At 59.0% G+C, this 23,986-nt stretch carries 19 protein-coding genes; 4 read left to right on the top strand and 15 right to left on the bottom strand.

The window, feature by feature from the left end:
• Positions 1–13 precede the first annotated feature (13 nt).
• Together AAEZ08_RS11370 and AAEZ08_RS11365 are read left to right on the top strand one after the other, a co-directional pair.
• Positions 14–454: an excinuclease gene (locus tag AAEZ08_RS11370; RefSeq protein WP_482695312.1), complete on the top strand. Its 441-nt coding sequence runs from the start codon at positions 14–16 to the stop codon at positions 452–454.
• Positions 455–576: 122 nt separating this feature from the next.
• The gene (locus AAEZ08_RS11365) at positions 577–867 is read left to right on the top strand and encodes a hypothetical protein (RefSeq protein ID WP_482695311.1); all 291 of its coding nucleotides are present in this window, start codon (positions 577–579) and stop codon (positions 865–867) included.
• Positions 868–889: 22 nt separating this feature from the next.
• Here AAEZ08_RS11365 and AAEZ08_RS11360 read toward each other — a convergent pair whose 3' ends face one another.
• Entirely contained in the window at positions 890–1,789 is a 900-nt protein-coding gene (locus AAEZ08_RS11360) for a LysR family transcriptional regulator (protein WP_500124296.1), read from the bottom strand.
• 190 nt (positions 1,790–1,979) lie between these two features.
• Here AAEZ08_RS11360 and AAEZ08_RS11355 point away from each other — a divergent pair, with 190 nt between their 5' ends.
• Complete coding sequence (locus AAEZ08_RS11355) at positions 1,980–3,245, top strand: MFS transporter (protein ID WP_500124295.1); 1,266 nt, start codon at positions 1,980–1,982, stop codon at positions 3,243–3,245.
• A gap of 52 nt (positions 3,246–3,297) precedes the next feature.
• On the opposite strand, the gene hemE is transcribed toward AAEZ08_RS11355, so the two are convergent.
• The 11 genes from hemE to AAEZ08_RS11300 form a co-directional block, all read right to left on the bottom strand.
• A complete protein-coding gene (hemE, locus tag AAEZ08_RS11350; RefSeq protein WP_181066267.1) occupies positions 3,298–4,362 on the bottom strand; it encodes a uroporphyrinogen decarboxylase in 1,065 nt (354 codons plus the stop codon).
• 138 nt (positions 4,363–4,500) lie between these two features.
• Entirely contained in the window at positions 4,501–5,919 is a 1,419-nt protein-coding gene (locus AAEZ08_RS11345; protein WP_500124294.1) for an FAD-dependent oxidoreductase, read from the bottom strand.
• Between the two features lie 107 nt (positions 5,920–6,026).
• A complete protein-coding gene (gene gltB, locus AAEZ08_RS11340) occupies positions 6,027–10,475 on the bottom strand; it encodes a glutamate synthase large subunit (protein WP_500124293.1) in 4,449 nt (1,482 codons plus the stop codon).
• 172 nt (positions 10,476–10,647) lie between these two features.
• Entirely contained in the window at positions 10,648–12,192 is a 1,545-nt protein-coding gene (locus AAEZ08_RS11335) for an AAA family ATPase (protein WP_500124292.1), read from the bottom strand.
• Positions 12,193–12,202: 10 nt separating this feature from the next.
• Positions 12,203–13,306: a 3-dehydroquinate synthase gene (aroB, locus tag AAEZ08_RS11330; protein ID WP_500124291.1), complete on the bottom strand. Its 1,104-nt coding sequence runs from the start codon at positions 13,304–13,306 to the stop codon at positions 12,203–12,205.
• A gap of 23 nt (positions 13,307–13,329) precedes the next feature.
• Positions 13,330–13,875, bottom strand: a complete 546-nt coding sequence (gene aroK, locus AAEZ08_RS11325; RefSeq protein WP_003283486.1) for a shikimate kinase AroK — start codon at positions 13,873–13,875, stop codon at positions 13,330–13,332.
• 3 nt (positions 13,876–13,878) lie between these two features.
• On the bottom strand, positions 13,879–15,999 hold the full coding sequence (locus AAEZ08_RS11320) for a type IV pilus secretin PilQ (protein WP_181066270.1): 2,121 nt from the start codon (positions 15,997–15,999) through the stop codon (positions 13,879–13,881).
• A gap of 53 nt (positions 16,000–16,052) precedes the next feature.
• Entirely contained in the window at positions 16,053–16,580 is a 528-nt protein-coding gene (gene pilP, locus AAEZ08_RS11315; protein ID WP_003283484.1) for a type 4a pilus biogenesis lipoprotein PilP, read from the bottom strand.
• The gene (pilO, locus tag AAEZ08_RS11310) at positions 16,577–17,200 is read right to left on the bottom strand and encodes a type 4a pilus biogenesis protein PilO (RefSeq protein WP_003283483.1); all 624 of its coding nucleotides are present in this window, start codon (positions 17,198–17,200) and stop codon (positions 16,577–16,579) included. The genes pilP and pilO overlap by 4 nt, the downstream gene beginning before the upstream one ends.
• Positions 17,197–17,769 carry a type 4a pilus biogenesis protein PilN gene (gene pilN, locus AAEZ08_RS11305; RefSeq protein ID WP_058063672.1) on the bottom strand — a complete coding sequence of 191 codons (573 nt, stop codon included), beginning with the start codon at positions 17,767–17,769 and terminating at the stop codon, positions 17,197–17,199. Before pilN ends, pilO begins: the two co-directional genes overlap by 4 nt.
• Positions 17,769–18,833, bottom strand: a complete 1,065-nt coding sequence (locus AAEZ08_RS11300) for a pilus assembly protein PilM (RefSeq protein WP_003283479.1) — start codon at positions 18,831–18,833, stop codon at positions 17,769–17,771. The genes pilN and AAEZ08_RS11300 overlap by 1 nt, the downstream gene beginning before the upstream one ends.
• Positions 18,834–19,013: 180 nt before the next feature.
• Here AAEZ08_RS11300 and AAEZ08_RS11295 point away from each other — a divergent pair, with 180 nt between their 5' ends.
• The gene (locus AAEZ08_RS11295) at positions 19,014–21,437 is read left to right on the top strand and encodes a penicillin-binding protein 1A (RefSeq protein WP_500124290.1); all 2,424 of its coding nucleotides are present in this window, start codon (positions 19,014–19,016) and stop codon (positions 21,435–21,437) included.
• Between the two features lie 67 nt (positions 21,438–21,504).
• Here AAEZ08_RS11295 and AAEZ08_RS11290 read toward each other — a convergent pair whose 3' ends face one another.
• From AAEZ08_RS11290 to rpmE, 3 genes are all read right to left on the bottom strand, one after another.
• Complete coding sequence (locus AAEZ08_RS11290) at positions 21,505–22,773, bottom strand: malic enzyme-like NAD(P)-binding protein (protein ID WP_003283476.1); 1,269 nt, start codon at positions 22,771–22,773, stop codon at positions 21,505–21,507.
• 148 nt (positions 22,774–22,921) lie between these two features.
• A complete protein-coding gene (locus tag AAEZ08_RS11285; protein WP_058063668.1) occupies positions 22,922–23,716 on the bottom strand; it encodes a thermonuclease family protein in 795 nt (264 codons plus the stop codon).
• Positions 23,717–23,736: 20 nt separating this feature from the next.
• Complete coding sequence (gene rpmE, locus AAEZ08_RS11280) at positions 23,737–23,949, bottom strand: 50S ribosomal protein L31 (RefSeq protein WP_003283472.1); 213 nt, start codon at positions 23,947–23,949, stop codon at positions 23,737–23,739.
• Positions 23,950–23,986: the final 37 nt, after the last annotated feature.

Raw genomic sequence — 23,986 nt, 5'->3', positions numbered from 1 at the left:
TAGGAAAAAACAGATGAAGACAACCGCATGGATCGGCGCTGCACTTGCGCTTCTGGCTGTACCTGGTATCAGCCACGCCCGCGATACCACTCACTACCTGCCATTCGACGCTGTCGTAGCTGAAGCAACCCAGGCCGGACGCCTGGACGGCAGCGTGAAGTTCTTCCTGGCAGGCAAGACGCCTTCGAGCGCCAAGGTCGTGCGCAGCGGTGTCACCACTAGCAAGAAGACCAATGCCTTCAACAAGACCGACGAGGGCGCATGCAACTGGGCCCTGCAATCGGCGCTCATCGCGATGCAGCAGGCAGCCAAGGCCGCCGGTACCAACGCCGTGGTGAACATCGCCAGCAACTACAAGCACGTCGAGTACAAGGACAGCCAGAAGTACGAATGCCATGCCGGGGCTATCATGGCCGGTGTCGCACTCAAGGGCGATCTGGCCAACGTCAAGTAAGCGCCACGGGCGGGTGCGCTGGAGCAGTGACTCGCCCGTAAACAGCCAGGCTGCTAGCGGGCCGGAACGATTGGCGACGCCGTCGAGTCCACTGACCATCAGTGACCTCACAGGAGCGCCTCATGTTTGACAAGTCCTCGCATACCTTCGAAATCAACTACATCTACCAGAACGACCCGCGCGCCGACACTTACGATGCGGATGTCGACAACCTGTCCCAGGGCGAGGCCGCGCGCCATCTCATCCAGTTGCACAATGGCGACGCCGAGAACAGTTTGGTAATGCCCAAGGCCGATGCCGAGGAGGGCCAATTGCTTGAGCAAGCCGAGGTCATGGGCATCACTGACATTCGCGTGACCCGTGTGCCCAAACAGGACAAGGGCGAAACGCCCGCTCATCACAAGCAGCCCTGAAGCACCGCTGCGGTTTACATGGCTAACGCTGACTCAACGCCTCACGCGTTACCAGATCCATGAAAGCCTGCGCCAGGGGCGACTGCTCCTGGCGGCGCTTGACCAGCCACACGGCCGTGGTGGCGTCCTTGTCCAGCAGCGTACGGAACCTTACGCCATCGATGCGTATACGCCGAAAGGATGCCGGCAGCACCGAAACGCCCAGCCCTGCAGCAACCAACCCGATGATGGTCAGCGCCTCGTTTGCCTCCTGCGCAATCCGCGGACTGAACCCGGCCTGCCGTGCCAGGTTGAGCAGCTGGTCGTAGAGCCCGGTACCGTAACTGCGGGGAAAGAACACGAAAGGTTCCTCGGCCAGTTCCGCCAGCGCCAGACCCTCCTCCCCCACCTCGGCAAGCGGATGCCCGGCATGCATCAACGCCACCAGCGGCTCGCTGAACAGTTCCACCGTCTGCAGGCCAGGCGGCAAGGCGAAGGGACGAATCATGCCGACCTGCAGCGTCTCGTCCTGCACCGCGTCGATCACCTGTTTGCTGGTCATTTCCTGCAGTGCAAGGTGCACCGCCGGAAATGCTTGGCGAAAAGCCAGGATCGCCCGCGGCAGAATCGAGGTGAACGGCGCTGATGACGTGAAGCCGACCTGCAACTCGCCGATCTCACCCTGCTCGGCACGCCGCACCACATCTACCGACTTGTCCACCTGAGCCAGGGTGCGCCGTGTCTCGTCGAGAAATAGTCGCCCGGCATCGGTCAGCGACACCCGACGGTTGGTCCGATCGAACAAGCGCACGCCCAGCTCCTGCTCCAGTGCCTGGATCTGCTGACTAAGCGGCGGCTGCGAGATGCGCAGCAGCTCGGCGGCACGTCCAAAGTGCAACTCCTCGGCTACCGCGACGAAATAGCGTAGATGTCGCAGCTCCATGAGCCCTCCAAACGATTCGTAAAACATATCATTTGGGTCGAATAATATATTGGATAGCTCAAATAAAGCTCCCTATCATTCGCCTCATAAACCTAATCAAATGCGCCCTCGCCCGCTTTTCAAACGATGAATGCAGGCGCTACGGGCAAACGTTTGGTCGGAAAAAATGTATTCCTTAGAGGCCATGATCTTGAACAGCACGCAGTGCGCCGCAGGCGCGCCGGCAGATACGAAAGACAGTCCCGCGCCACTCCTCTACACCGAAAAAGGTACTCCGCGCTTTACACGTACGGCGCTGGCATTGTTCGCCGCAGGCTTCGCCACTTTCGCCTTGCTTTACTGCGTACAGCCGATGATGCCCATGCTGTCCCACGCGTTTGGCATCAACGCGGCAGAAAGCAGCCTGATTCTTTCGCTCTCGACTATCACGCTGGCTCTCGGCCTGCTGATAACCGGACCGATTTCCGACTCCATTGGCCGCAAACCAGTGATGGTCGCCTCGCTGCTGGCCGCAGCCCTGTTCACCCTCGGCAGCGCCCTCGCGCCTAGCTGGGAGAGCGTACTGCTCATGCGCGCAATGGTCGGATTGGCCCTTAGCGGCGTTGCCGCCGTGGCCATGACCTACTTGAGCGAAGAGATCCACCCCCACCACCTGGGGTTGGCGATGGGGCTGTATATCGGTGGCAATGCCATCGGCGGCATGAGCGGACGGCTACTGAGTGGTGTGTTGGTCGACTACCTGTCCTGGCACAGCGTGCTTGGCTTGATGGGCGGCCTCGCCCTATTGGCAGCGCTGCTGCTCTGGCGATTCCTCCCTGATTCGCAACATTTCCGCCCTCGCCAGCTGCGCCCACGCGGACTGGTGCAGGGCTATGCCATGCATTTTCGTGATGCCGGCCTGCCCTGGCTGTTCCTGCAGGGCTTCCTGTTGATGGGCAGCTTCGTCACCCTTTTCAACTACATCGGCTATCGCCTGCTAGCAGCACCCTTTCAACTAAGCCAAACCATGGTCGGGCTTCTGGCAGTGGTCTATCTGTCAGGCATCTACAGCTCGGCCCAGGTCGGCGCCCTGGCCGATCGGTTCGGCCGCCGTCGGGTGTTCTGGGTGGTGATATCGCTGATGCTTGTCGGGATCGCCCTGACCCTGTTCGATCAGCTGCCGATGGTGCTGATGGGCATGTTGCTATTTACTTTCGGCTTCTTTGGCGCTCATTCAGTCGCCAGCAGCTGGATTGGGCGGCGCGCAAGGCAGGCACGGGGCCAAGCATCGTCGCTGTATCTGTTCAGCTACTACTTAGGCTCCAGCATCGCCGGGACCCTGGGCGGCTTCTTCTGGCACGCGGCAGGCTGGGATGGTGTCGGTCTTTTCATCGCCTCACTGCTGCTGATCTCGCTCGCTGTGGCGCTACATCTGGCGCGGCTACCGGCATTGCCCGAGCGGCAGACGGCGCACTGACCGCGAAAGTAAAACGCCCCGCTAAGCGGGGCGTTTGTTTACTGCGTGTAAATCAGCCGTGGTATTGCGCCGACAGCTCGTGCACCGATTCGATGAAGGCGCCGGCATGAGCCGGGTCGACTTCCGGCGTGATGCCGTGGCCCAGGTTGAACACGTGGCCCTCGCCATGGCCGAAGCTGGCCAGAATGCGTGCCACCTCGGCACGGATGGCATCGGGCTTGGCGTAAAGCACGCTCGGGTCCATGTTGCCCTGCAGGGCAACCTTGTCGCCAACGCGACGACGCGCCTCGCCGATGTCGCAGGTCCAATCCAGGCCAAGTGCTTCGACGCCCACCTCGGCCATCGACTCCAGCCATAGGCCGCCGCCCTTGGTGAACATGATGACCGGCACACGACGGCCGTCATGCTCGCGAATCAAACCATCGACAATCTTGCGCATGTAAGCTAGGGAGAACTCCTGGTACGCCGCCGCCGACAGGCTGCCGCCCCAGGAATCGAAGATCTGCACCGCCTGAGCGCCAGCCAGGATCTGGCCGTTGAGATAGCTGGTGACCGATTGGGCCAGCTTGTCCAGCAGAGCGTGCATAGCCTGCGGGTTTTCGTAGAGCATGGCCTTGGACTTGCGGAAGTCCTTAGACGAGCCGCCCTCGACCATGTAGGTCGCCAGAGTCCATGGGCTACCAGAGAACCCGATCAACGGCACACGGCCATTGAGTTCGCGGCGGATAGTGCGCACCGCATCCATCACATACCCCAGGTCTTTCTCTGGGTCGGGGATCGGTAGCGCCTCGATGTCCGCCATGGTGCTCACTACTTTCTTGAAGCGCGGCCCCTCACCAGTCTCGAAATACAGGCCCAGGCCCATGGCGTCCGGTACGGTGAGGATGTCGGAAAACAGGATCGCAGCGTCCAGCGGGTAGCGCTCCAGCGGCTGCAGGGTTACCTCACAGGCGAGCTCGGGATTCATGCACAGGCTCATGAAGTCACCGGCCTTGGCGCGGCTAGCCCGGTACTCGGGTAGATAGCGACCGGCCTGGCGCATCATCCACACCGGGGTGACATCGACAGGCTGCTTGAGCAGGGCGCGGAGGAAGCGGTCGTTCTTCAAGGCGGTCATGGCAGGATTCCAGCGTAAAAGTGCCGTGCATTGTCGCAAAGCGGAAAAAAAAAGGCACGGCGAGCGCCGTGCCATTTCGCTATGGGCTTGATTCAAATCAGGCCACTCCGGACACCTTCGGCGCCCGGCGATACCCGATTAGACGCCGAGATAGTCCATGATGCCCTCGGCAGCCTGACGACCTTCGAAGATCGCCGTCACCACCAGATCGGAGCCGCGGACCATGTCGCCGCCGGCGAAGATCTTCGGATTGCTGGTCTGGTGCTTGAACTGGCCGACCTCAGGTGCCACAACGCGGCCCTGGTTGTCGATCTGGATGCCCTGGGCTTCGAACCACGGCGCCGGACTCGGCCGAAAACCGAAGGCGATGACCACGGCATCGGCGGGCAGCACCTGCTCGGAGCCCGGAATTGGCTCGGGGCTGCGGCGGCCGCGGGCGTCCGGTGCGCCAAGACGCGTCTCGACCACCTTGACGCCCTCGACCTTGCCTTCGCCAACGATAGCGATGGGCTGGCGGTTGAAGAGGAACTTCACGCCCTCTTCCTTGGCGTTCTTCACTTCACGACGCGAGCCCGGCATGTTCGCCGCATCACGACGGTAGGCGCAGGTCACGCTCTTGGCACCCTGACGGATGGAGGTGCGATTGCAGTCCATCGCTGTATCACCGCCGCCCAGCACCACGACCTTCTTTCCCTTCATGTCGATGAAGTCCTCGGCGGACTTCTCGAAGCCGAGGTTGCGGTTGACGTTGGCGATGAGGAAATCCAGCGCGTCGTAGACGCCCGGCAGGTCCTCACCGGGGAAGCCGCCCTTCATGTAGGTGTAGGTACCCATGCCCATGAACACGGCGTCGTAATCGGCCAGCAGCTGGTCGATGGTGATGTCCTTGCCCACCTCGGTGTTCAGACGGAACTCGATGCCCATGCCACCGAAGATCTCGCGACGACGGCTGAGTACGGTCTTTTCCAGCTTGAATTCGGGGATGCCGAAGGTCAGCAGACCACCGATCTCGGGATTCTTGTCGAACACCACCGGGGTCACGCCGTTGCGCACGAGAATATCGGCACAGCCTAGGCCTGCCGGGCCGGCACCGATGATCGCAACCTTCTTGCCGGTCGGCTTGACCTTGGACATGTCCGGGCGCCAGCCCATGGCGAAGGCGGTATCGGCAATGTACTTCTCCACCGAACCAATGGTCACTGCGCCGAAACCGTCGTTCAGGGTGCAGGCACCCTCGCAGAGGCGATCCTGCGGGCAAACGCGACCGCAGACTTCCGGCAGAGTGTTGGTCTGGTGCGCCAGCTCGGCCGCAGCGAGGATGTTGCCCTCGGAGACCAACTTGAGCCAGTTGGGGATATAGTTATGGACCGGGCACTTCCATTCGCAGTACGGGTTGCCGCAACCCAGGCAACGATGGGCCTGCTCGCAAGCCTGCTGCGGCTTGAAGGGTTCGTAGATCTCGACGAACTCCTTCTTGCGCTGGCGCAGCAGCTTCTTCTTCGGATCCTTGCGCCCGACCTCGATGAACTGGAAGCCGTTATTCAGACGTTCAGTCATTTCAAAACCTCTCAACAGCAGCCGTAGGCAATACATACGGCCGCAAGACAATCAGGGTAAGCAGCGGCCCCGCCGAGGCTGGGGCCGCTGCCTGAAGCGGCTTATTGTTATTGCGGGTTGGCCCGGGTGCTCGACAGCAGCGAAGCCAGGTTGGCCGCCTTGGGCTTGACCAGCCAGAAACGACGCAGGTAATCGTCGAGATTATCCAGCAGTTCAGCCCCCCACTCACTCGCAGTTTCAGCAACATATTCGCGCAGGACACCCTGCAGATGGCTGCGATAGGCTTCCATCGCCTCACCAGTGATGCGCTGCAGGTTGACCAGCTCGTTGTTCACGCGGTCGATGAAGCTGTTGTCCATATCCAGCACATAGGCAAAACCGCCAGTCATGCCCGAACCGAAGTTGTGCCCGGTCTTGCCGAGTACGCAGACGAAGCCACCGGTCATGTACTCGCAGCAATGATCGCCCGTGCCCTCGACGACCGCATGCGCGCCGGAGTTGCGAACTGCGAAACGTTCACCCGCAGTGCCCGCAGCAAACAGCTTGCCGCCGGTCGCCCCATATAGGCAGGTGTTGCCGATGATCGCCGAGTCCTGTGAGCGATAGGCAGCCCCTTGCGGAGGTGTGACCACCAGCTTGCCACCAGTCATGCCTTTGCCGACGTAGTCGTTGGCGTCGCCTTCCAGATACAGGTTGAGGCCGCCGGCGTTCCAAACACCGAAGCTTTGCCCAGCTGTACCCTTGAAGCGGAAGGTGATCGGCGCACCCGCCATGCCCTGGTTGCCGTGCTGCCGAGCGATCTCGCCGGAGACACGAGCACCGATGGAACGGTCACAGTTACAGATTTCCAGCTCGAATTCGCCACCGCTCTTGGCATCAATGGCGCCTTTGGCCAGCTTGACCATTTCTTCGGCCAGCAGCCCCTGATCAAACGGCGGGTTCTTCTCAACCAAGCAGAACTGCGGCTTGTCGGCGGAGATGTTGCTGCTCCCGAGCAGCGGCGTCAGATCGAGATTGTTCTGCTTGGCCGTTTCACCCGGCAGCACTTCGAGCAGATCGGTACGGCCGATCAGCTCGCCCAGGCTACGCACGCCCAGCTTGGCCAGCCACTCGCGGGTTTCCTCAGCGACGAACTGGAAGAAGTTGACCACCATATCGACGGTGCCGATGAAATGATCCTTGCGCAGCTGCTCGTTCTGCGTAGCAACGCCAGTGGCGCAGTTGTTCAGATGGCAGATACGCAGGTACTTACAGCCCAGGGCGATCATCGGCGCGGTACCGAAGCCGAAGCTCTCGGCACCGAGGATCGCAGCCTTGATCACGTCCAGCCCCGTTTTCAGACCGCCATCGGTTTGCACCCGGACCTTGCCACGCAGATCGTTGCCGCGCAGCGTCTGGTGGGTTTCGGCCAGGCCTAGCTCCCAAGGCGACCCGGCATAACGGATCGAGGTCAGCGGCGAAGCGCCGGTACCGCCGTCGTAACCGGAGATGGTGATCAGATCAGCATAGGCCTTGGCCACGCCAGCGGCGATGGTGCCGACGCCAGGCTCGGCCACCAACTTGACCGAAACCAGCGCCTGCGGGTTGACCTGCTTGAGGTCGAAGATCAGCTGTGCCAAATCCTCGATGGAGTAGATATCGTGGTGCGGCGGCGGCGAGATCAGCGTGACGCCCGGTACCGCGTAGCGCAGTCGAGCGATCAGGCCGTTGACCTTGCCACCGGGCAGCTGGCCTCCCTCACCGGGCTTGGCACCCTGGGCAACCTTGATCTGCAGCACTTCGGCGTTGACCAGGTATTCCGGAGTCACACCGAAGCGGCCGGTGGCGACCTGCTTGATCTTCGAGCTACGCTCGGTGCCGTAACGCGCCGGATCTTCACCGCCCTCACCGGAGTTCGAGCGCGCGCCGATGCGGTTCATTGCAGCAGCAATGGCTTCGTGGGCTTCCGGCGATAGCGCGCCAAGGGAAATACCGGCAGAGTCGAAACGCTTGAGAATGGCCTCCAGCGGCTCGACCTCTTCCAGCGTCAGCGGCTGCTCAGCTACCTTGACCTTGAGCAGGTCGCGCAACATGGCCACTGGACGCTGGTCGACCAGCGCGGTGTATTCCTTGAAGCGGCTGTAATCACCGCTCTGCACCGCCATCTGCAACGCACTGACCACGTCGGGGTTGTAGGCGTGGTATTCACCACCGTAGACGAACTTCAGCAGACCGCCCTGCTGGATAGGCTTGCGGCTGCTCCAGGCTTCGGCCGCGAGCGCCTTCTGTTCAGCCTCAAGATCCTCGAAGCGCGCGCCCTTGATACGACTGGCGACACCGCGGAAGCTGAGCTCGACGATCTCGTCGGACAAACCAACAGCCTCAAACAGCTGCGCCCCACGATAGGAGGCGATGGTCGAGATGCCCATCTTGGAGATGATCTTCATCAGCCCCTTGGAGATGCCCTTGCGATAGTGTTTGAACACTTCATAGAGATCGCCCAGCACTTCACCAGTGCGGATCAGATCGCCCAGCACCTCGAAAGCAAGGAACGGATAGACCGCAGTCGCGCCGAAACCGATCAGCACCGCAAAGTGATGCGGGTCACGGGCCGTGGCGGTTTCCACCAGGATGTTACAGCTGCAACGCAGGCCGGTATCCACTAGACGATGGTGAACCGCGCCCACGGCCAGCGAAGCATGAACCGGCAGTTTGCCTGGTGCGATATGACGATCGCTGAGTACCAGCAGGACCTTACCGCCACGCACGGCTTCCTCGGCCTGGTCGGCGATATTGCGAATCGCCGCCTCAAGGCCAATGGTCTCGTCGTAATTCAGGTCGATTACCAGACGCTCGAATCCCGGACGCTCCAGATTCATGATCGTGCGCCACTTCGCCGGCGAGATCACCGGTGTGGTCAGAATCGCGCGATTGGCGTGCTCGGCGGTTTCCTCGAAGACATTGCGCTCGGCGCCCAGGCAGGTTTCTAGCGACATGACGATGGCTTCACGCAGCGGATCGATCGGCGGGTTAGTGACCTGCGCGAACTGCTGACGGAAATAGTCGTAGGGCGAGCGCACGCGACGCGACAGCACGGCCATCGGCGTATCGTCACCCATCGAGCCGACCGCTTCCTGGCCCTGCTCGGCCAGCGGGCGCAGCACCTGGTCACGCTCCTCGAAGGTGACCTGGTACATCTTCATGTACTGCTTGAGCTGGTCGGCATCGTAGAAGGCCGAACCATGGTCGTTGTCGTCCAGGGTCGACTGGATGCGCAGGGCGTTCTGCCGCAGCCACTTCTTGTAGGGCTGCTGTGCCTTGAGGCGGTTGTCGATGTCATCGGTGTGCAGCACCTTGCCGGTGTGGGTGTCCACGGCGAGGATCTGCCCCGGCCCGACGCGGCCCTTGGCCAGGACATCCTCGGGCTTGTAGTCCCAAACGCCAACTTCGGACGCGAGGGTGATGTATCCGTTCTTGGTGGTGACCCAGCGGGCCGGGCGCAGCCCGTTGCGGTCGAGCAGGCAAACCGCATGTCGACCGTCGGTCAATACCACGCCAGCCGGGCCGTCCCAGGGTTCCATGTGCATGGAATTAAATTCATAGAACGCCCGCAGATCGGGGTCCATGGTTTCTACGTTCTGCCAGGCCGGCGGGATGATCATGCGTAGCCCGCGGAACAGATCCATTCCGCCGGTGACCAAGAGCTCAAGCATGTTGTCCATGCTTGAGGAGTCAGAGCCGGTGCGGTTGATCAGCGGCGATAGGGTCTCGAGATCAGGCAGCAGCTCGTTAGCGAACTTCAGGCGACGTGCCTGCGCCCAGTTGCGGTTGCCGGTGATGGTATTGATCTCACCGTTGTGTGCGAGAAAGCGGAACGGCTGGGCCAGGCGCCATTGCGGCATGGTATTGGTGGAGAAACGCTGGTGAAACACGCAGATAGCGGTCGCGAGGCGCTCATCACCCAGGTCGGGGTAGAACTGCGCCAAGTCGGCGGGCATCATCAGGCCCTTGTAGATGATGTCCTTGTCGGAGAGGCTGCACACGTAAAAGGCGCTGTCGTCAGCGAGGGCGACCTCGGCCCGGCGGCGCGCGAAGAACAGCTTGATGCCGAACTCGCGCTCATCCATTCCGTCGCCGGAGACGAACACCTGCTCGATGCGCGGCAAGCGTTCCAAGGCCAGCTGACCCAGTACGCTAGTATCGACCGGGACTTCGCGCCAGCCGACCAGAGTCAAGCCTTGAGCGGTGATTTCTTCGCTCAGACGAGTCCGCGCTTGTTCAGCTTTGGTGGCGTTCGGGTCCAGAAAGATCATCCCGACGGCGTACTGCGCAGGCAGTTCGGCGTTGAAATGCTCCCGCGCCATGGCGCGCAGGAAGGCGTCAGGCTTCTGCATGAGCAGACCGCAGCCGTCACCCGTTTTACCATCGGCATTGATGCCGCCACGGTGAGTCATGCAGGTCAGGGACTGAATGGCAGTCTTTAGCAGGTGATGGCTAGCTTCGCCCTGCATGTGGGCAATCAGACCGAAGCCGCAGTTATCCTTGAACTCTTCAGGACGAAAAAGACCTGCTCTCATAGGCACTCCACCAGCTAAATTCGTTGTAAATCAACCCCTTATTGACGGGAAGAGAATCACCCCGTCATTCACGTGGGCAAAAGGGGGAGCAGTTTACAAAGCTAGCTAGAGCGACACAATTTATTTTTGCAAGCCCCAAAAAGGTGCATAACGCACTTTTTTAGGGCATTTTTTAACGCTTCTCTGTCATTTCCTGCTGCACGCTGGAAAAACTACGCACCCAAGGTTTGCCAGCCTGCAACGAAGCGGGCAGCGATTTCACGGCTGCAACCGCCCCGGCACGATTGGCAAAATTGCCGTATGTGACGACGTAGAGCGGCTTGCCTTCATGCGTCTTGGCAAAATAGCGGTAGTTACCTCCGTGCTGCTGGACAACTGCCTGAGCATTCTTTTCGACACGCGTACCTAAAATCTGAATCAGATAATTGCTCCCCGGTTGACTGGCATACCACGCGCCATTCCCTGAGGCCGAAGGCGTTGCGGAAGTTGCCGGGGCCGGGCCCGCGACATTCGGTCGCACCGGAGGCGAAGCAGGTGCTGGTGCTGGAGCAGGCGCAGTCACCACAGGCGGCGTCGGAGCTCCTTCTGAAGCCTGCTCTGCAGGTGCAGGTGCAGGTGCAGGTGCAGGTGCAGGTACTGTAGGCGGCTTCACCTCGGGCAACATCACATCGCCCTCATCCTCGCCGCCTGCTGCTGCGGCCAGCGGCTCGCGAATCACCGGCTGGGCATCACCACCAAGCGGGAGAGATGTGGAACGTTCTTCAGCATCGAACTGAATGGCCGTCTGCTGATCCTGGCCGCCACCACCCTCTGCCGATGAGGTTTCGAGTGGCAGACGAGTCACGTCAGCGGAGCTGGGCCGCTCCGGCTCACCGCTGCGGAGAAATAGAATTGCAACCGCAATAGCGGCGAGCACGGCAAACGCAGCCAGCAAATGCTTCTTTGGTAGAGCGATGCCAATAGCTTTTCCGCGCCCCCGGGTGCTTTGCATAGCAGACAGCAATTCGTCTCGAGCAATAACATTGATAGTCCCCGGCCAGCCTCCCGACTCCTCATGGATACGCCCGATCTGCTCGTCACTCAGGCATTCAATGCCACCTCCAGCCCCCTCCAGGCGCTGCGCCAGGTACTCACGAGTCTCGTCCTCTTCATAAGGTTGCAGCGCGATAGCGTGATAGCGCTCCGCCCCTTCACTCAAGGCCTCAAGCCGAGCAGCCAGGGCAGGCTCACCAAACAGGAATACATGCGGACGAGCCTCGGGGGTGCCCACAGCGAGACGCAACAAGGTCTCTACCGCTGCGCCCGTCAGTTGCTCGGCGTCATCGACCAGCAGGTAGACCTCCTGACCGGTCAACGCCAGCTGGATAATCTGCGCCATCACGCCTTCGAAATCAGCGCCCTGGCTATTCAGCGCCTGTGCAATCTGAGCAAGCAATGCGCTGGCATCGGTAGTTGCATGCGGCGTAATCACCACACTCTGAACTGACTGCTTGTTGCTGCTCGCCACCAGCGCTTGCCGCAGCAAGGTTTTGCCACTGCCTTCTGGCCCGGTAACCAACAGCAGCAACTGGCTATACCGAGCCAGATGATGCAGCTGCCCAAGCACAGGCTTGCGCTGCGCAGGAAAGAACTTGAAACCCGGAACGCGAGCGGCGAAAGGGTCATGGCTGAAGCCATAGTGGTTCAGAAACGCGTCGTCCGCAGACAAACTGGTCATGGAAATTTTCTTAAGCTCCCAGATGTTCCGTCATAGCGCCATAGTTGGCACTCAAGGTGGTTTCTAGCACGTCACGAGGAAAGTCTCCGGTTACAACAGCCTCACCCATCTGCCTTAGCAGAACCAAGCGAAGCCGGCCGTCCAAGACCTTCTTATCGACGGCCATGTGCTCGAGGAAGTCCTGCGGCCGCATTTCCGATGGGGGCACAACGGGCAGCGCCGCTCGTTGCAGCAACCTGATGGCCCGATCACGATCTGCCTGCCCGATCCACCCCAGCTGACAAGACATCTCCAGCGCCATCACGGTTCCCGCCGCCACTGCCTCTCCATGCAGCCAGACGCCATAGCCCATGTGAGTCTCGATCGCATGGCCGAATGTGTGGCCCAAGTTGAGGGTCGCACGCACGCCAGACTCGCGCTCATCGGCATTCACCACCTTGGCTTTTGCGATGCAGGAACGGTGAATCGCCTCAGTCAGGGCAGCCGAATCGAGCGCCCGCAGTCGATCGATATTCGCTTCAAGCCAGCCGAGAAAAGGCTCATCACAGATAAGCCCGTACTTGATTACCTCGGCTAGACCTGCGGACAGCTCGCGGGGCGGCAGGGACTTCAGCGTAGTGGTATCGATAACGACCGCACGAGGCTGATAGAACGCACCGATCATGTTCTTGCCCAACGGGTGGTTGATGCCGGTCTTGCCGCCTACGGAAGAGTCCACCTGCGATAACAACGTAGTGGGCACCTGAATGAAATCCACACCACGTTGATAGCTGGCAGCAGCGTAGCCAGCCATGTCGCCGATAACGCCACCGCCAAGCGCGATGATTGTCGTGTGGCGATCATGCCGAGCACCGAGCAAGGCGTCGAAAATAAGCTGGAGAGTCTGCCAGTTCTTGTAGCCTTCTCCGTCAGGGAGGATCACCGGTGTGACGGCGTAATCGCAAAGGGTTTGCATCAGACGATCAAGATAAAGCGGTGCAACCGTTTCGTTGGTAACGATAGCTACCTGCCGCCCACGGATCTTGCCGCCAAAAAGCTCGGCGCGATCGATCAGCCGCTCGCCGATATGAATGGGATAACTTCGCTCACCGAGATCGACCTGAAGAGTCTGCATGGGGCCCCCGACAATAAAGGGGCTTAGGATAGCGCAGATTCGTCCCGGCTTTCACGAGGCGGTAATGACGCAAGCCGATCAAGAATCTCCATCACGACCAATCGTGGTGGGCGTTCGTCGGTTTCGATAATAATGTCCGCTATCGAGCGGTACAAGGGATCGCGAATGGCCATCAATCCGGCCAAAACGCCACGAGGATCATTTGCCTGCAACAGCGGCCGATTGCGGTCTCGAGAGGTGCGTTCGAGCTGCTGATCGACCGATGTACAGAGATAGATGACGCGCCCGCCAGAGCGAAGCGCCTCGCGATTATCCTCGCGCAACACCGCGCCACCCCCAGTGGCGAGAACCACGCCCTCGAGGTGACAGAGATCGGCGATCACTGCGCGTTCACGCTCGCGAAACCCCGCCTCCCCCTCCACATCGAAAATCAGAGGAATGCTAGCCCCGGTCCGCTGCTCGATCTCCTTATCGGAGTCCCTGAACGGCAGACGGAGTTCTTTGGCAAGCAAACGCCCGATGGTGCTTTTTCCAGCTCCCATCGGGCCTACGAGGATGAAATTGTGCAACGACTATTGGCCCACAGCGACCGCTCGATAATTGAGGATTCTAGGCGTTAGGAAGACTAGAAGCTCGGACTTTTTGTCTTCGACTATGTCTCGCCGAAACAAACGACCTACGAACGGCACGTCACCCAAAAACGGCACTTTTTCAATGCTGCTGATCTGGCTGTTGGAAAACACCCCGCCGATCACAATCGTCTCTCCGTCAGTCACCAGAACCTTGGCGTTGACTTCGTTCTTGTTAATGGGCGGAACACCATTCAGCGCATTAGCGAAATCAGGCGCGTCCTTGGTGACCTTAACCTCCATGATGATACGGTTGTCTGGAGTGATCTGCGGGGTCACTTCAAGCGAAAGCGCCGCCTCCTTGAACGAGGTCGAGGTAGCACCACTTGAGCTGGCTTCCTGATAGGGAATCTCAGAACCCTTTAAAATCTTGGCCGTTTCTTTATCTGCAGTTACAACTTTGGGCTGAGAGACAATTTCTCCATTCCCCGTCTTTTCCATTGCAGACAGCTGAAGATCCAGGATGCCGTGATCGGACACATACCCGATCCCAATGCCAGCGGTACTATTGGCTACTCCAAGATCGACAAATGGCACCGGAGCCAACGCGTCCTTTAAGGTGAAGTTACCTACCTTGTCAGTGCCTGGCAAACCCGCACGCCCTGTCTCTTCGTCAATCCCGATTGCCCCATCCTTACCGTAGAAGCCCCAATTATCATTGGTATAGCTGCCACCCCAGCGAACTCCAAGCGCCTTGTCGTAACCAACATTCGCTTCAACGATGCGCGCTTCGATCATTACCTGCCTTACTGGAATATCCAGCTGCGCCACAATGCGGCGTAGCTCATCCAGCCGCTCCTGCGTCTGATACGCAATAATGTTATTGGTGCGATCGTCAACCGCGATCGAACCGCGATCCTCAGCAACGCCGCCACTGCTAGTCACCGACTGGAACAAGCGCGCGATATCAGCAGCCTTGGCGTAGTTCACCTGCACAACCTCCCGACGCAGCGGAGCAAGCTCGGCGATCTGACGCTGGGACTCCAGCTCTTGTCGCTCGCGGGCCGCGATCTCGTCTGCGGGCGCCACAAGCAGTACGTTACCCACTTGGCGCTTATCCAGACCTTTGGTTTTCAACACCAGATCCAGAGCTTGGTCCCATGGAACGTTCTGCAGCCGCAGGGTGATATTGCCGCTCACCGTATCACTGGCCACCAGATTCAGATCAGTAAAATCGGCGATCAGCTGCAATACCGAGCGAACATCAATATCCTGAAAGTTTAGCGACAGTTTTTCACCCGAGTAGGCGAAGCGTTCTGCCTTACGCTTTTCAGCTTCATTCTCTGTAAGAGGCTTGACGCTAATGGTCAGTTTATTGTCCGTTTGATAGGCGAGGTAGTCATATCGACCGGTCGGTTCAATAGCGATGCTCACCTTTCCCGCTTGAGCGGTAGAATCTACAAACCTAACAGGCGTAGCGAAGTCCTGCACATCCAAACGAACGCGCAACGACTCGGGCAACTGGGTTTTGTCAAAGAGGACACGAATCTTTCCGCCTTGCTCCTCAATGGTAGAGCTTACCGACGGATCGGAAAGGGTAATGACGACGTTCCCAGCGCCATCGTCGCCGCGGCGAAAGTCGATATTATCGATCGCCTTACCCGAGTTCGCCGCCTTTGCAGGGGCGGGGGTAGTGACGGGGGCGACGGGAGCTGCGGGCACAGCAGCAGGCTTGCTAGCGCTTGCACTTTCACCGAGGACTACGAAGAGGTTATTGCCATCCACCCGCGTGGAATATGGCACAAGGGCGGTAAGGTTAACGATCAGACGTGTACGTCCCTGGGCCTCCACCACAGTCACGCTCCGAGCATTACCAACCCCGAGCTCGCGATTCTTCGCACCCAAATTATTAGAAACACCAGGAAGATCGAGCGCAATGCGCGCCGGCTGGTCCAGCGTATAACCACGCGGCGATGCCACAGGCTCGTCGAATGCCAACTTCAACTCGACACGATCGCCAGGCAGGGCAGCAACGTCTAGCGCGTTTAAATTGGCCGCCAAGAGCGTCGGTGAAATAAACGCCGCCAGCAGAGAAACGCCCAGGCGTGTAAGGGTACTGTTCATAAATAGCTTCCGTTGTGCAGACCGGTATAGGTTTTCCATGCTTTTGCCCCGCGCTAGGTGCGCTCTTTCAAGGTCAGACTGCGCGGGCGCTCTAGCCACCCACCCTCTCCATCAGGAACGATCTCCAATACATCCACGCCAGAATCGCTGATCTCGACGATGCGACCGTGGTTGCGCCCCAGATAGTCACCGATCTTGACCCGATGAACCCCATCGCCCCCCATGATCAAAGCGTATCGGCCACCGCCATTGGTCAGCGTGCCGACCATTGTGAAATTCTCGATATTGAAACCTTCAAGAAACTGCTTGACCCGAGCCTCATCAGGCTGAACATCCTTCGTTCCCCTTTGCCGCTGTGCCAGATCGAGCTTTACGGGCGGCTGGAAAGGATGTCGCAAAGCCGCAGCACTGTAGGTAAAAGCCTCGTATGGAATGAACGCCGGCAACGGCTCGATCGTTCCTTTTGGCTTAGCCCTAACTTCATCCAAGTATTGCTGCAGATCGCTGAAATCCGAGTTGCCACCGCAACCGGCCAGCACTGCCAGGCTCATGCCTAGCGCAGTGAGACGTCCCCTCCTCATTTCTGCAGCCCCTTGTCGTTGTAGCGATAAGTCTTGGCGACGATGCTCATCCGCAACTTCGATGTCGTTTCGTTCTTCTCGGGAACGATATCGAAATCGTGCAAAGTAACGATACGCGGAAGACTCGAAACGCCGCTCACAAAGGTGGCCAGATCGTGGTATCCGCCAACAACTTTTATATTGATTGGCAATTCGATATAAAACTGCTGAGCAACTTCCGGCTGCAATTTGATTTCCTCAAACTCCAAACCACTACCCAAACCTGTGCGAGTTATATCTTCCAGAAGCCCGGGCACCTCAGTGTCGCTCGGAAGCTGCCGAAGCAGAGCGCCGAACGACGTTTCCATTTCGGCCATCTGCTCTTTATATGCTTCGAGATTCGCCGCCTGAAAAGCTTTAGTCGAGAACTGTTGCTTTAGCGTAACTTCCTGCGCGCGCTGCTGCTCCAAACGCAACTGCAAATCCTGCAAATGAAAGTAATAGCCAAGACCAAGAACCACAGCGAGCAAAAACACGCCGGCTATAAACTTGACGGGAGCAGGCCAAGACCCCAGGTTATTCAGATCCAGCTCAGCAAAATCAACCTTACGCAGGCTTTCTAACGACTCGCCCAAGCTCATGGCTTCACTCCTTCCGTAGAGACCGCTGGCTGAGTCTGCTGCACCGTCAGCTGGAACACGTTCTCTTGATCAACAGCACCGGCAGTTACCGCCTTAACCTCATTCAGATTGGGTGACTCAAGCCACTCCGATCCATCAAGGTTGCGCATGAGGTTGGAAACCCGGTTATTCGACTCAGCAGCCCCCACAATGGCGATGTTTTTCCCGGTCATTTTCAGCGCCGTGAAATAAACACCGTCCGGCAAGGTCCGCACCAACTGATCAAACACGCGGCCAATAATTGGTCGGTTACCCTGGAGGTCCTGGATAATTTTCATGCGTTCCAGTAGCTGCTGCCGGCGCTCCCTCAGCTCTTTGATTTCTGCTATACGAGCATCCAGAACAGCTATTTCTTTTTTCACGAATTCATTTCGTGCGTTTTGCTGTTCTATCGCGCCCTGGAAATAACGATCACCGAGAAAAACCAGCCCCGCCGCCACGATAAGTACACCGACAAGAGAGGCCAGAAAACGCTGCTTGCGCTCTTCGCGCAGTTGCTCGCGCCATGGGAGTAGATTGATCTGCGCCATCAGTCGAAACTCCTCATCGCCAATCCGCACGCAATCATTAATGCGGGCGCATCGCTGGCCAGCGCACCAGCGTTGACCTTGCTACTCAAAGCCATATCGGCAAACGGGTTCGCAACTAGAGTTTGAGTGCCGATCTTTTGCTGGATCATGTGATCAAGTCCGGGGATGGAGGCAGTTCCGCCCGCAAGCAGAATGCAATCGACATCGTGAAACTGCCCGGCGGCGAAGAAGAACTGCAAGGAGCGCGAAACCTGCTGGACAACCGCTTCTTTGAACGGAAGCAGAACCTCACTGTCGTAGTCATCCGGGAGCCCACCTTGTTTCTTGGCAAGGCCGGCTTCCTCTTGGGAGAGGCCGTAACGCCGCTGGATTTCTTCGGTCAGCTGGCGACCGCCGAACAACTGCTCACGGGTGTAGATGGTACGACCGTTATGCAGAACGCTAAGCGTGGTCATGGTCGCGCCTATGTCAACAACCGCCACGGTCAACTCGTCGTGCCCTGCTCCCAATTGCGGGGCGAGCAGGCCGAAAGAGCGCTCAAGGGCATAGGCTTCGACATCGACTATCTTTGCAGTCAGCCCGGCCAAAGCCAAAGCAGCTTCGCGAATTTCAACGTTTTCCTTGCGGCAAGCAGCAAGCAGGACTTCGACCCGGCCCGGAGCGCGAGGGGCCGGCCCCTGAACCTCGAAGTCGATTGCAACCTCTTCCAGCGGGTAAGGAATGTACTGATCCGCCTCGATCTTCAGCTGGTTTTCGAGTTCTTCATCGGACAATCCAGCATCCATCTCGATGGTCTTGGTAATGACCGCGGAGCCAGATACTGCAACGACGGCTGACTTGCAGCCCGTCTTAGCCTTGGCAACAACTCGCTGTAATGCCTGCCCGACCCCTTCGAGCTCTGCAATATTCTTTTCGACAACGGCGTTCGGCGGAAGCGGCTCGACAGCATAAGCCTCGACACGGTACCGACTACCGGATCGACTTAATTCGAGGAGCTTGACTGAGGTCGAACTGATATCGATCCCAAGCAGCGTGTTCGCTTTCTTAGTGAGGAGCCCTAGCACGACCGATTTCCTATCTTTATCCGCAACTTACGGATTAATTATGTTTATCCACATTAGATAACAGCCTTGACAGAAGCGCAAATGGCTACCTGGCAAAAAAAACGCATATAATGTGAACGGTTTTCCCTTTCAGCATCGTCGCCGCTCCCCCCTCCCAAATCCTGGATTCCAAGAACCCCGATGCGCTTTTTGAAATTTCTTCTCTGGTCGTGCTTTGCAGTCTTTTGCGCGCTGTTGCTAAGCATCAGCGGTGCATTCCTCTACCTCAGCCCCAACCTTCCTTCGGTCGATTCCCTTCGCAGCATACAGCTACAGATTCCGCTGCGGGTCTACAGCGCCGACGACAAGCTAATCGCCGAGTTCGGCGAAATGCGACGCTCGCCGATCCGCTTCGACGACATCCCCGATGAATTCATCCACGCGCTGCTCGCGGCGGAGGACGATAACTTCGCCAATCATTATGGCGTCGACATAACCGGCCTGATGCGCGCTGCCACGCAATTATTGAAAAGTGGTCAGATTCAGACCGGTGGCAGCACCATCACCATGCAGGTGGCGAAGAATTACTTCCTGACCAGCGAAAGGAGCTTTTCGCGCAAGATCAACGAGATCCTCCTAGCCCTGCAGATAGAGCGCGAGCTCAGCAAGAATGAAATTCTCGAGCTGTACGTAAACAAGATCTATCTAGGCAACCGCGCATACGGCATCGAAGCCGCATCCCAGGTCTACTACGGCAAACCGATCTCGGAATTAAGCATCGCGCAGCTCGCAACGATTGCAGGCTTGCCGAAAGCACCCTCCGCCTTCAACCCGCTGGCAAACCCGACGCGCAGCCTGGAACGCAGGGACTGGATCCTGGGCCGTATGCACAGGCTCGGCAGACTGGATGAAACAACTTATCGGCAGGCCCTGGCAGAACCTGAGAGCGCCAGGTATCACGGCGCCGCACCGGAGCTGGACGCATCCTATATAGCAGAGATGGCGAGAGCGGAGATGGTGGGTCGCTTCGGTAGCGCAGCGTACACCGATGGTTTTCGGGTGCACACGACGGTTTCCAGTGAGCGGCAAATCGCAGCCAATATCGCACTCAACAGCGGATTGATCGAGTACGACCAGCGCCACGGGTATCGCGGGCCGGAAGCAAGCCTTGCAGAACTACCCCGAGATAGCTGGACCCAGGAATTGGCCAAACATAGAAGCCTGGCCGGACTGCACGCAGCGGCAGTCAGCCAAGTGGAAGACAGCGGGATTCTGGTACTTACCCGCGACGGAAAAGAGCACGCCGTAGCCTGGGACAGCATGAAGTGGGCTCGTCCGTTCCTTGGCACCAACAGCATGGGGCCGCGCCCGCAGCGACCTGCAGACGTTGTAAAGATTGGCGACGTCATACGCATCCGCTGGCATGACGAGGCGGCGTTATTCAGCCAGGTACCTCAAGCGCAAGCTGCGCTGGTATCACTTGATCCTCAGGATGGCTCGATCGAAGCACTGGCAGGCGGCTTCTCGTTCGGGCAAAGCAACTACAACCGAGCCATCCAGGCCAAGCGCCAGCCTGGCTCAAGCTTCAAACCGTTCATCTATAGTGCAGCCCTGGATGCCGGCTACACGGCGGCTAGTTTGGTCAACGATTCGCCTATCGTCTTCGTCGAACAAGGCATGGACCGCATCTGGCGCCCGAAGAACGACAACAATACGTTCCTGGGGCCGATTCGTATGCGCGAGGCGCTGTACAAGTCTAGGAATCTGGTTTCGATTCGCCTGCTGCAGACGCTAGGTATCGATCACACGGTCGATTACATCAGCCGCTTTGGGTTTAATCCGCAGGACCTTCAGCGCAATCTATCTCTTGCACTAGGTACTGCGACGCTTACACCAATGGAAATCACCGTCGGCTGGACGGCTTTTGCCAACGGCGGCTACAAAATCGAGCCATACCTCATCCAGCGCATAGAAGATCGAGAGGGCAACTTGCTTTTCGAGGCCAACCCTCCACGAGTTCCGACGCACCCGGAAGCACAGCCCTCGGAAGTAGAGATCAGCGCGGCGCCCGCGGACCGTCACAAGACTGATGGCGAGCCAGACACCGGGCCTCGGTTTGCAGAGCAGATTCTTGACGAACGCACCGCCTACATCATGACCAGCATGCTTCAGGACGTTATCAAGCGCGGTACAGGCCGCCGCGCGCTGGCCATGGGCCGGAACGATATTGCGGGCAAGACAGGCACCACCAACGACTCGATCGACAGCTGGTTTTCTGGCTACAACGCGGACCTCGTCACAACCGTATGGGCAGGATTCGACCAACCACAAAGCCTGGGTCGGCACGAATACGGCGGCACGGTCGCTCTGCCGATCTGGATGAACTATATGGGCGCAGTACTCAAGGACATGCCCGAGCACCCACCGGCCGAGCCGGACGGTCTGCTCAAGTTGCGCATCGACCCCGTCAGCGGCCGGGCTGCCACGCCAGCAACGCCAGATGCCTACTTCGAAGTCTTCAAGAGTGAAGATTCACCGCCCCCAATGGGAGAGTTCGATCCCACTTACCAAGCGCCGGGTAGCCCACTGCCTGCCGATGAAGCGGCACCGCTCGATCTTTTCTAAGCCGAGTGGCTTCATCGAGCAATAAAAAACCCCGCCATGGCGGGGTTTTTTTATTGCTTGCAGCTAATCAGCCATTGAACACGTCATTCACCGACTGAAGCGGATAGTGCGACGGATAAGGCAACGTCGCTGCGCCGCTCTCAATCGCAGCCTTGGCGACCGCATCGGAAACCAGCGTAATCAGGCGCGGATCCATCGGCTTAGGAATGATGTACTCGCGACCGAACTCCAGGCTATCCACGCCATAGGCTGCGGCAACTTCAGCAGGCACCGGCAACTTGGCAAGATCACGAAGAGCCAGAGCAGCAGCGATCTTCATTTCCTCGTTGATGCGCTTGGCCCGGACATCCAACGCACCGCGGAAGATGAACGGGAAACCGAGCACGTTGTTCACTTGATTCGGGTAATCCGAGCGGCCAGTCGCCATGATGACGTCTGAGCGGGTCGCATGCGCCAGCTCGGGGCTGATTTCCGGATCCGGGTTGGAGCAAGCGAAGACTACCGGATTCGCCGCCATGCGCTTGAGGCCTTCGGCGCTGAGCAGATTCGCGCCGGACAGACCGACGAATACATCGGCGCCTTCCAGAGCATCATCCAGCGTGCGCTTGTCCGTCTCGTGTGCGAACACAGCCTTGTACTGATTCAGATCGTCACGACCAGCATGAATCACACCCTTGCGGTCGATCATGAAGATGTTCTCGATCTTCGCACCCATGCTGACCAGCAGCTTCATGCACGAGGTCGCAGCCGCACCGGCACCAAGGCAAACGATCTTCGCCTGCTCAAGGGACTTGCCAGCAATCTCCAGCGCATTGAGCATGCCCGCTGCGGTGACGATGGCGGTGCCATGCTGATCATCGTGGAACACCGGAATGTCGCACTGCTCAATGAGCGCGCGCTCAATCTCAAAGCACTCCGGCGCCTTGATGTCTTCCAGGTTGATACCGCCGAAGGTGATCGAGATACGCTTGACGGTATCGATAAAGGCCTGCGGGCTCTCGGCATCGACTTCGATATCGAACACGTCAACACCGGCGAAACGCTTGAACAGTACGCCCTTGCCTTCCATCACCGGCTTGGATGCCAGCGGGCCAAGATTACCCAAGCCGAGAATAGCGGTGCCATCGGAGATAACCGCCACCAGGTTGCCTTTGCCGGTGTAGCGGTAAGCCAGCTCTGCATCGCGAGCGATCTCACGAACAGGCTCTGCTACGCCAGGGCTGTAGGCCAGAGAAAGATCACGAGCAGTGGCAGTTGGCTTGGTCAGCTCGACGCTCAATTTCCCAGGACGGGGCTTGGCATGGTATTCGAGCGCGGCAGTTTTCAGGTCAGTCATGTGGCATTTCCGCTTATTTTACTGGGACAGACAGGCGGTCGAGCATACGCCAAGAACAAGCGCACTCACAAGCCAGTCGGCGCGCACACTGTCAAGCCCAGGCCAATACGACTTTCCGGGTAGATTCGCAGCTGCGATGACAGAAGCGTCAGAGAGGCAGGCCCAACATGGCGGGATGAGTCACGCGCAGCATCCAGCGAGCCTGGCCTGCCGCAACCCGCCCGCGACGATCGACCACCCACCCTCTCAGCTCCAGCCTTTTGCCTGCAAGCGCTGTCAGCACGCGCAGGTCGAACGTGTCGAAAGCCGACGGCGGTATGTGCACGACCAGAGGCCCGTCCATCTCAAGCCAATAGCCGCCGCGATTACGCTCGACCCGCTCGACCTTGCCTTCGAGTAGCGTGAAGCCGCCCCGCCTCAGCGACTGCGGCGAGCGTGGTGCCAGCTTGCGCCAGATGCCGAGACGATCGTGGCGAGCCTGCTGCTCCGCTCGCTGATGACACGCTACCAATGCTGTGTTTGGCGCAACAGCGACCATGAAGCCAAGCCCCTCGGCAAGTAGCGTAGCCTCCAGGTTGCGCCCCCGGGCGTCGTAGGCATGGGCCAGAGTACGACCATATCGGTCTTTAGCCTCAGCCCCGGTTACGAGCCCCACCCGACCTTCGCTAGCCTGCACCAGCACCTGCAATCGCCGCTGCGCTGCCACGGCAAAAGCTTGCGGCTTGCGCCCTTTGCGACCCAATTCGGGTGTATCGATGCCGATCAGCCGAACGCTGCGGCCATCGACCAGGCGCAGCGTGTCACCATCAACTACCCGCGCGACCTCCACCGGCGCCAAGCGTCCGGGCGCTGGACAGAACGCCAGCGCTTGAACGTGCCAGAGGACGGAAACGAAAAAGGCGCCCACCAGGGACGCCTTTTTCATGTGCTCGGAAAACCCCATCGGATTCCCGGTACGCCGCCTTACTTGGCGCCGAACACACCGAAACGCTGCTTGAAGCGATCGATACGGCCGCCGGTATCCAGCACCTTCTGCTTGCCGGTGTAGAACGGGTGGCACTCGGAGCAAACGTCGATGCTCAGGTTCTTGGCCAGCGTGGAGCGGGTCTTGATGACGTTACCGCAGCTGCAGGTGGCTTCGATTTCGACGTAATTAGGATGGATATCGGCTTTCATGGTGAATCCTCTAGGATTGTGTGCCGCCACCCGACCC

Origin of the sequence: Pseudomonas sp. E45-MNA-CIBAN-0222, from assembly GCF_040310405.1 — a bacterium.
In the GTDB taxonomy this organism is placed as follows: Bacteria; Pseudomonadota; Gammaproteobacteria; order Pseudomonadales; family Pseudomonadaceae; genus Stutzerimonas; species Stutzerimonas stutzeri_AC.
Note: the sequence above shows the minus strand (reverse complement) of the source record. Positions and strands in the feature narration are given on the sequence as shown.

What these genes read in the sequence shown, in the direction of transcription:
- AAEZ08_RS11295 (WP_500124290.1), top strand. Translation starts at nt 19,014, where the DNA reads ATGCGCTTTTTGAAATTTCTTCTCTGGTCGTGCTTTGCAGTCTTTTGC.
- aroB (WP_500124291.1), bottom strand. Translation starts at nt 13,306, where the DNA reads ATGCAGACTCTTCAGGTCGATCTCGGTGAGCGAAGTTATCCCATTCAT.
- AAEZ08_RS11365 (WP_482695311.1), top strand. Translation starts at nt 577, where the DNA reads ATGTTTGACAAGTCCTCGCATACCTTCGAAATCAACTACATCTACCAG.
- pilP (WP_003283484.1), bottom strand. Translation starts at nt 16,580, where the DNA reads ATGAGGAGGGGACGTCTCACTGCGCTAGGCATGAGCCTGGCAGTGCTG.
- hemE (WP_181066267.1), bottom strand. Translation starts at nt 4,362, where the DNA reads ATGACCGCCTTGAAGAACGACCGCTTCCTCCGCGCCCTGCTCAAGCAG.
- AAEZ08_RS11335 (WP_500124292.1), bottom strand. Translation starts at nt 12,192, where the DNA reads ATGACCAGTTTGTCTGCGGACGACGCGTTTCTGAACCACTATGGCTTC.
- pilO (WP_003283483.1), bottom strand. Translation starts at nt 17,200, where the DNA reads ATGAGCTTGGGCGAGTCGTTAGAAAGCCTGCGTAAGGTTGATTTTGCT.
- AAEZ08_RS11320 (WP_181066270.1), bottom strand. Translation starts at nt 15,999, where the DNA reads ATGAACAGTACCCTTACACGCCTGGGCGTTTCTCTGCTGGCGGCGTTT.
- pilN (WP_058063672.1), bottom strand. Translation starts at nt 17,769, where the DNA reads ATGGCGCAGATCAATCTACTCCCATGGCGCGAGCAACTGCGCGAAGAG.
- gltB (WP_500124293.1), bottom strand. Translation starts at nt 10,475, where the DNA reads ATGAGAGCAGGTCTTTTTCGTCCTGAAGAGTTCAAGGATAACTGCGGC.
- AAEZ08_RS11290 (WP_003283476.1), bottom strand. Translation starts at nt 22,773, where the DNA reads ATGACTGACCTGAAAACTGCCGCGCTCGAATACCATGCCAAGCCCCGT.
- AAEZ08_RS11345 (WP_500124294.1), bottom strand. Translation starts at nt 5,919, where the DNA reads ATGACTGAACGTCTGAATAACGGCTTCCAGTTCATCGAGGTCGGGCGC.
- AAEZ08_RS11370 (WP_482695312.1), top strand. Translation starts at nt 14, where the DNA reads ATGAAGACAACCGCATGGATCGGCGCTGCACTTGCGCTTCTGGCTGTA.
- rpmE (WP_003283472.1), bottom strand. Translation starts at nt 23,949, where the DNA reads ATGAAAGCCGATATCCATCCTAATTACGTCGAAATCGAAGCCACCTGC.
- AAEZ08_RS11285 (WP_058063668.1), bottom strand. Translation starts at nt 23,716, where the DNA reads ATGGGGTTTTCCGAGCACATGAAAAAGGCGTCCCTGGTGGGCGCCTTT.
- AAEZ08_RS11360 (WP_500124296.1), bottom strand. Translation starts at nt 1,789, where the DNA reads ATGGAGCTGCGACATCTACGCTATTTCGTCGCGGTAGCCGAGGAGTTG.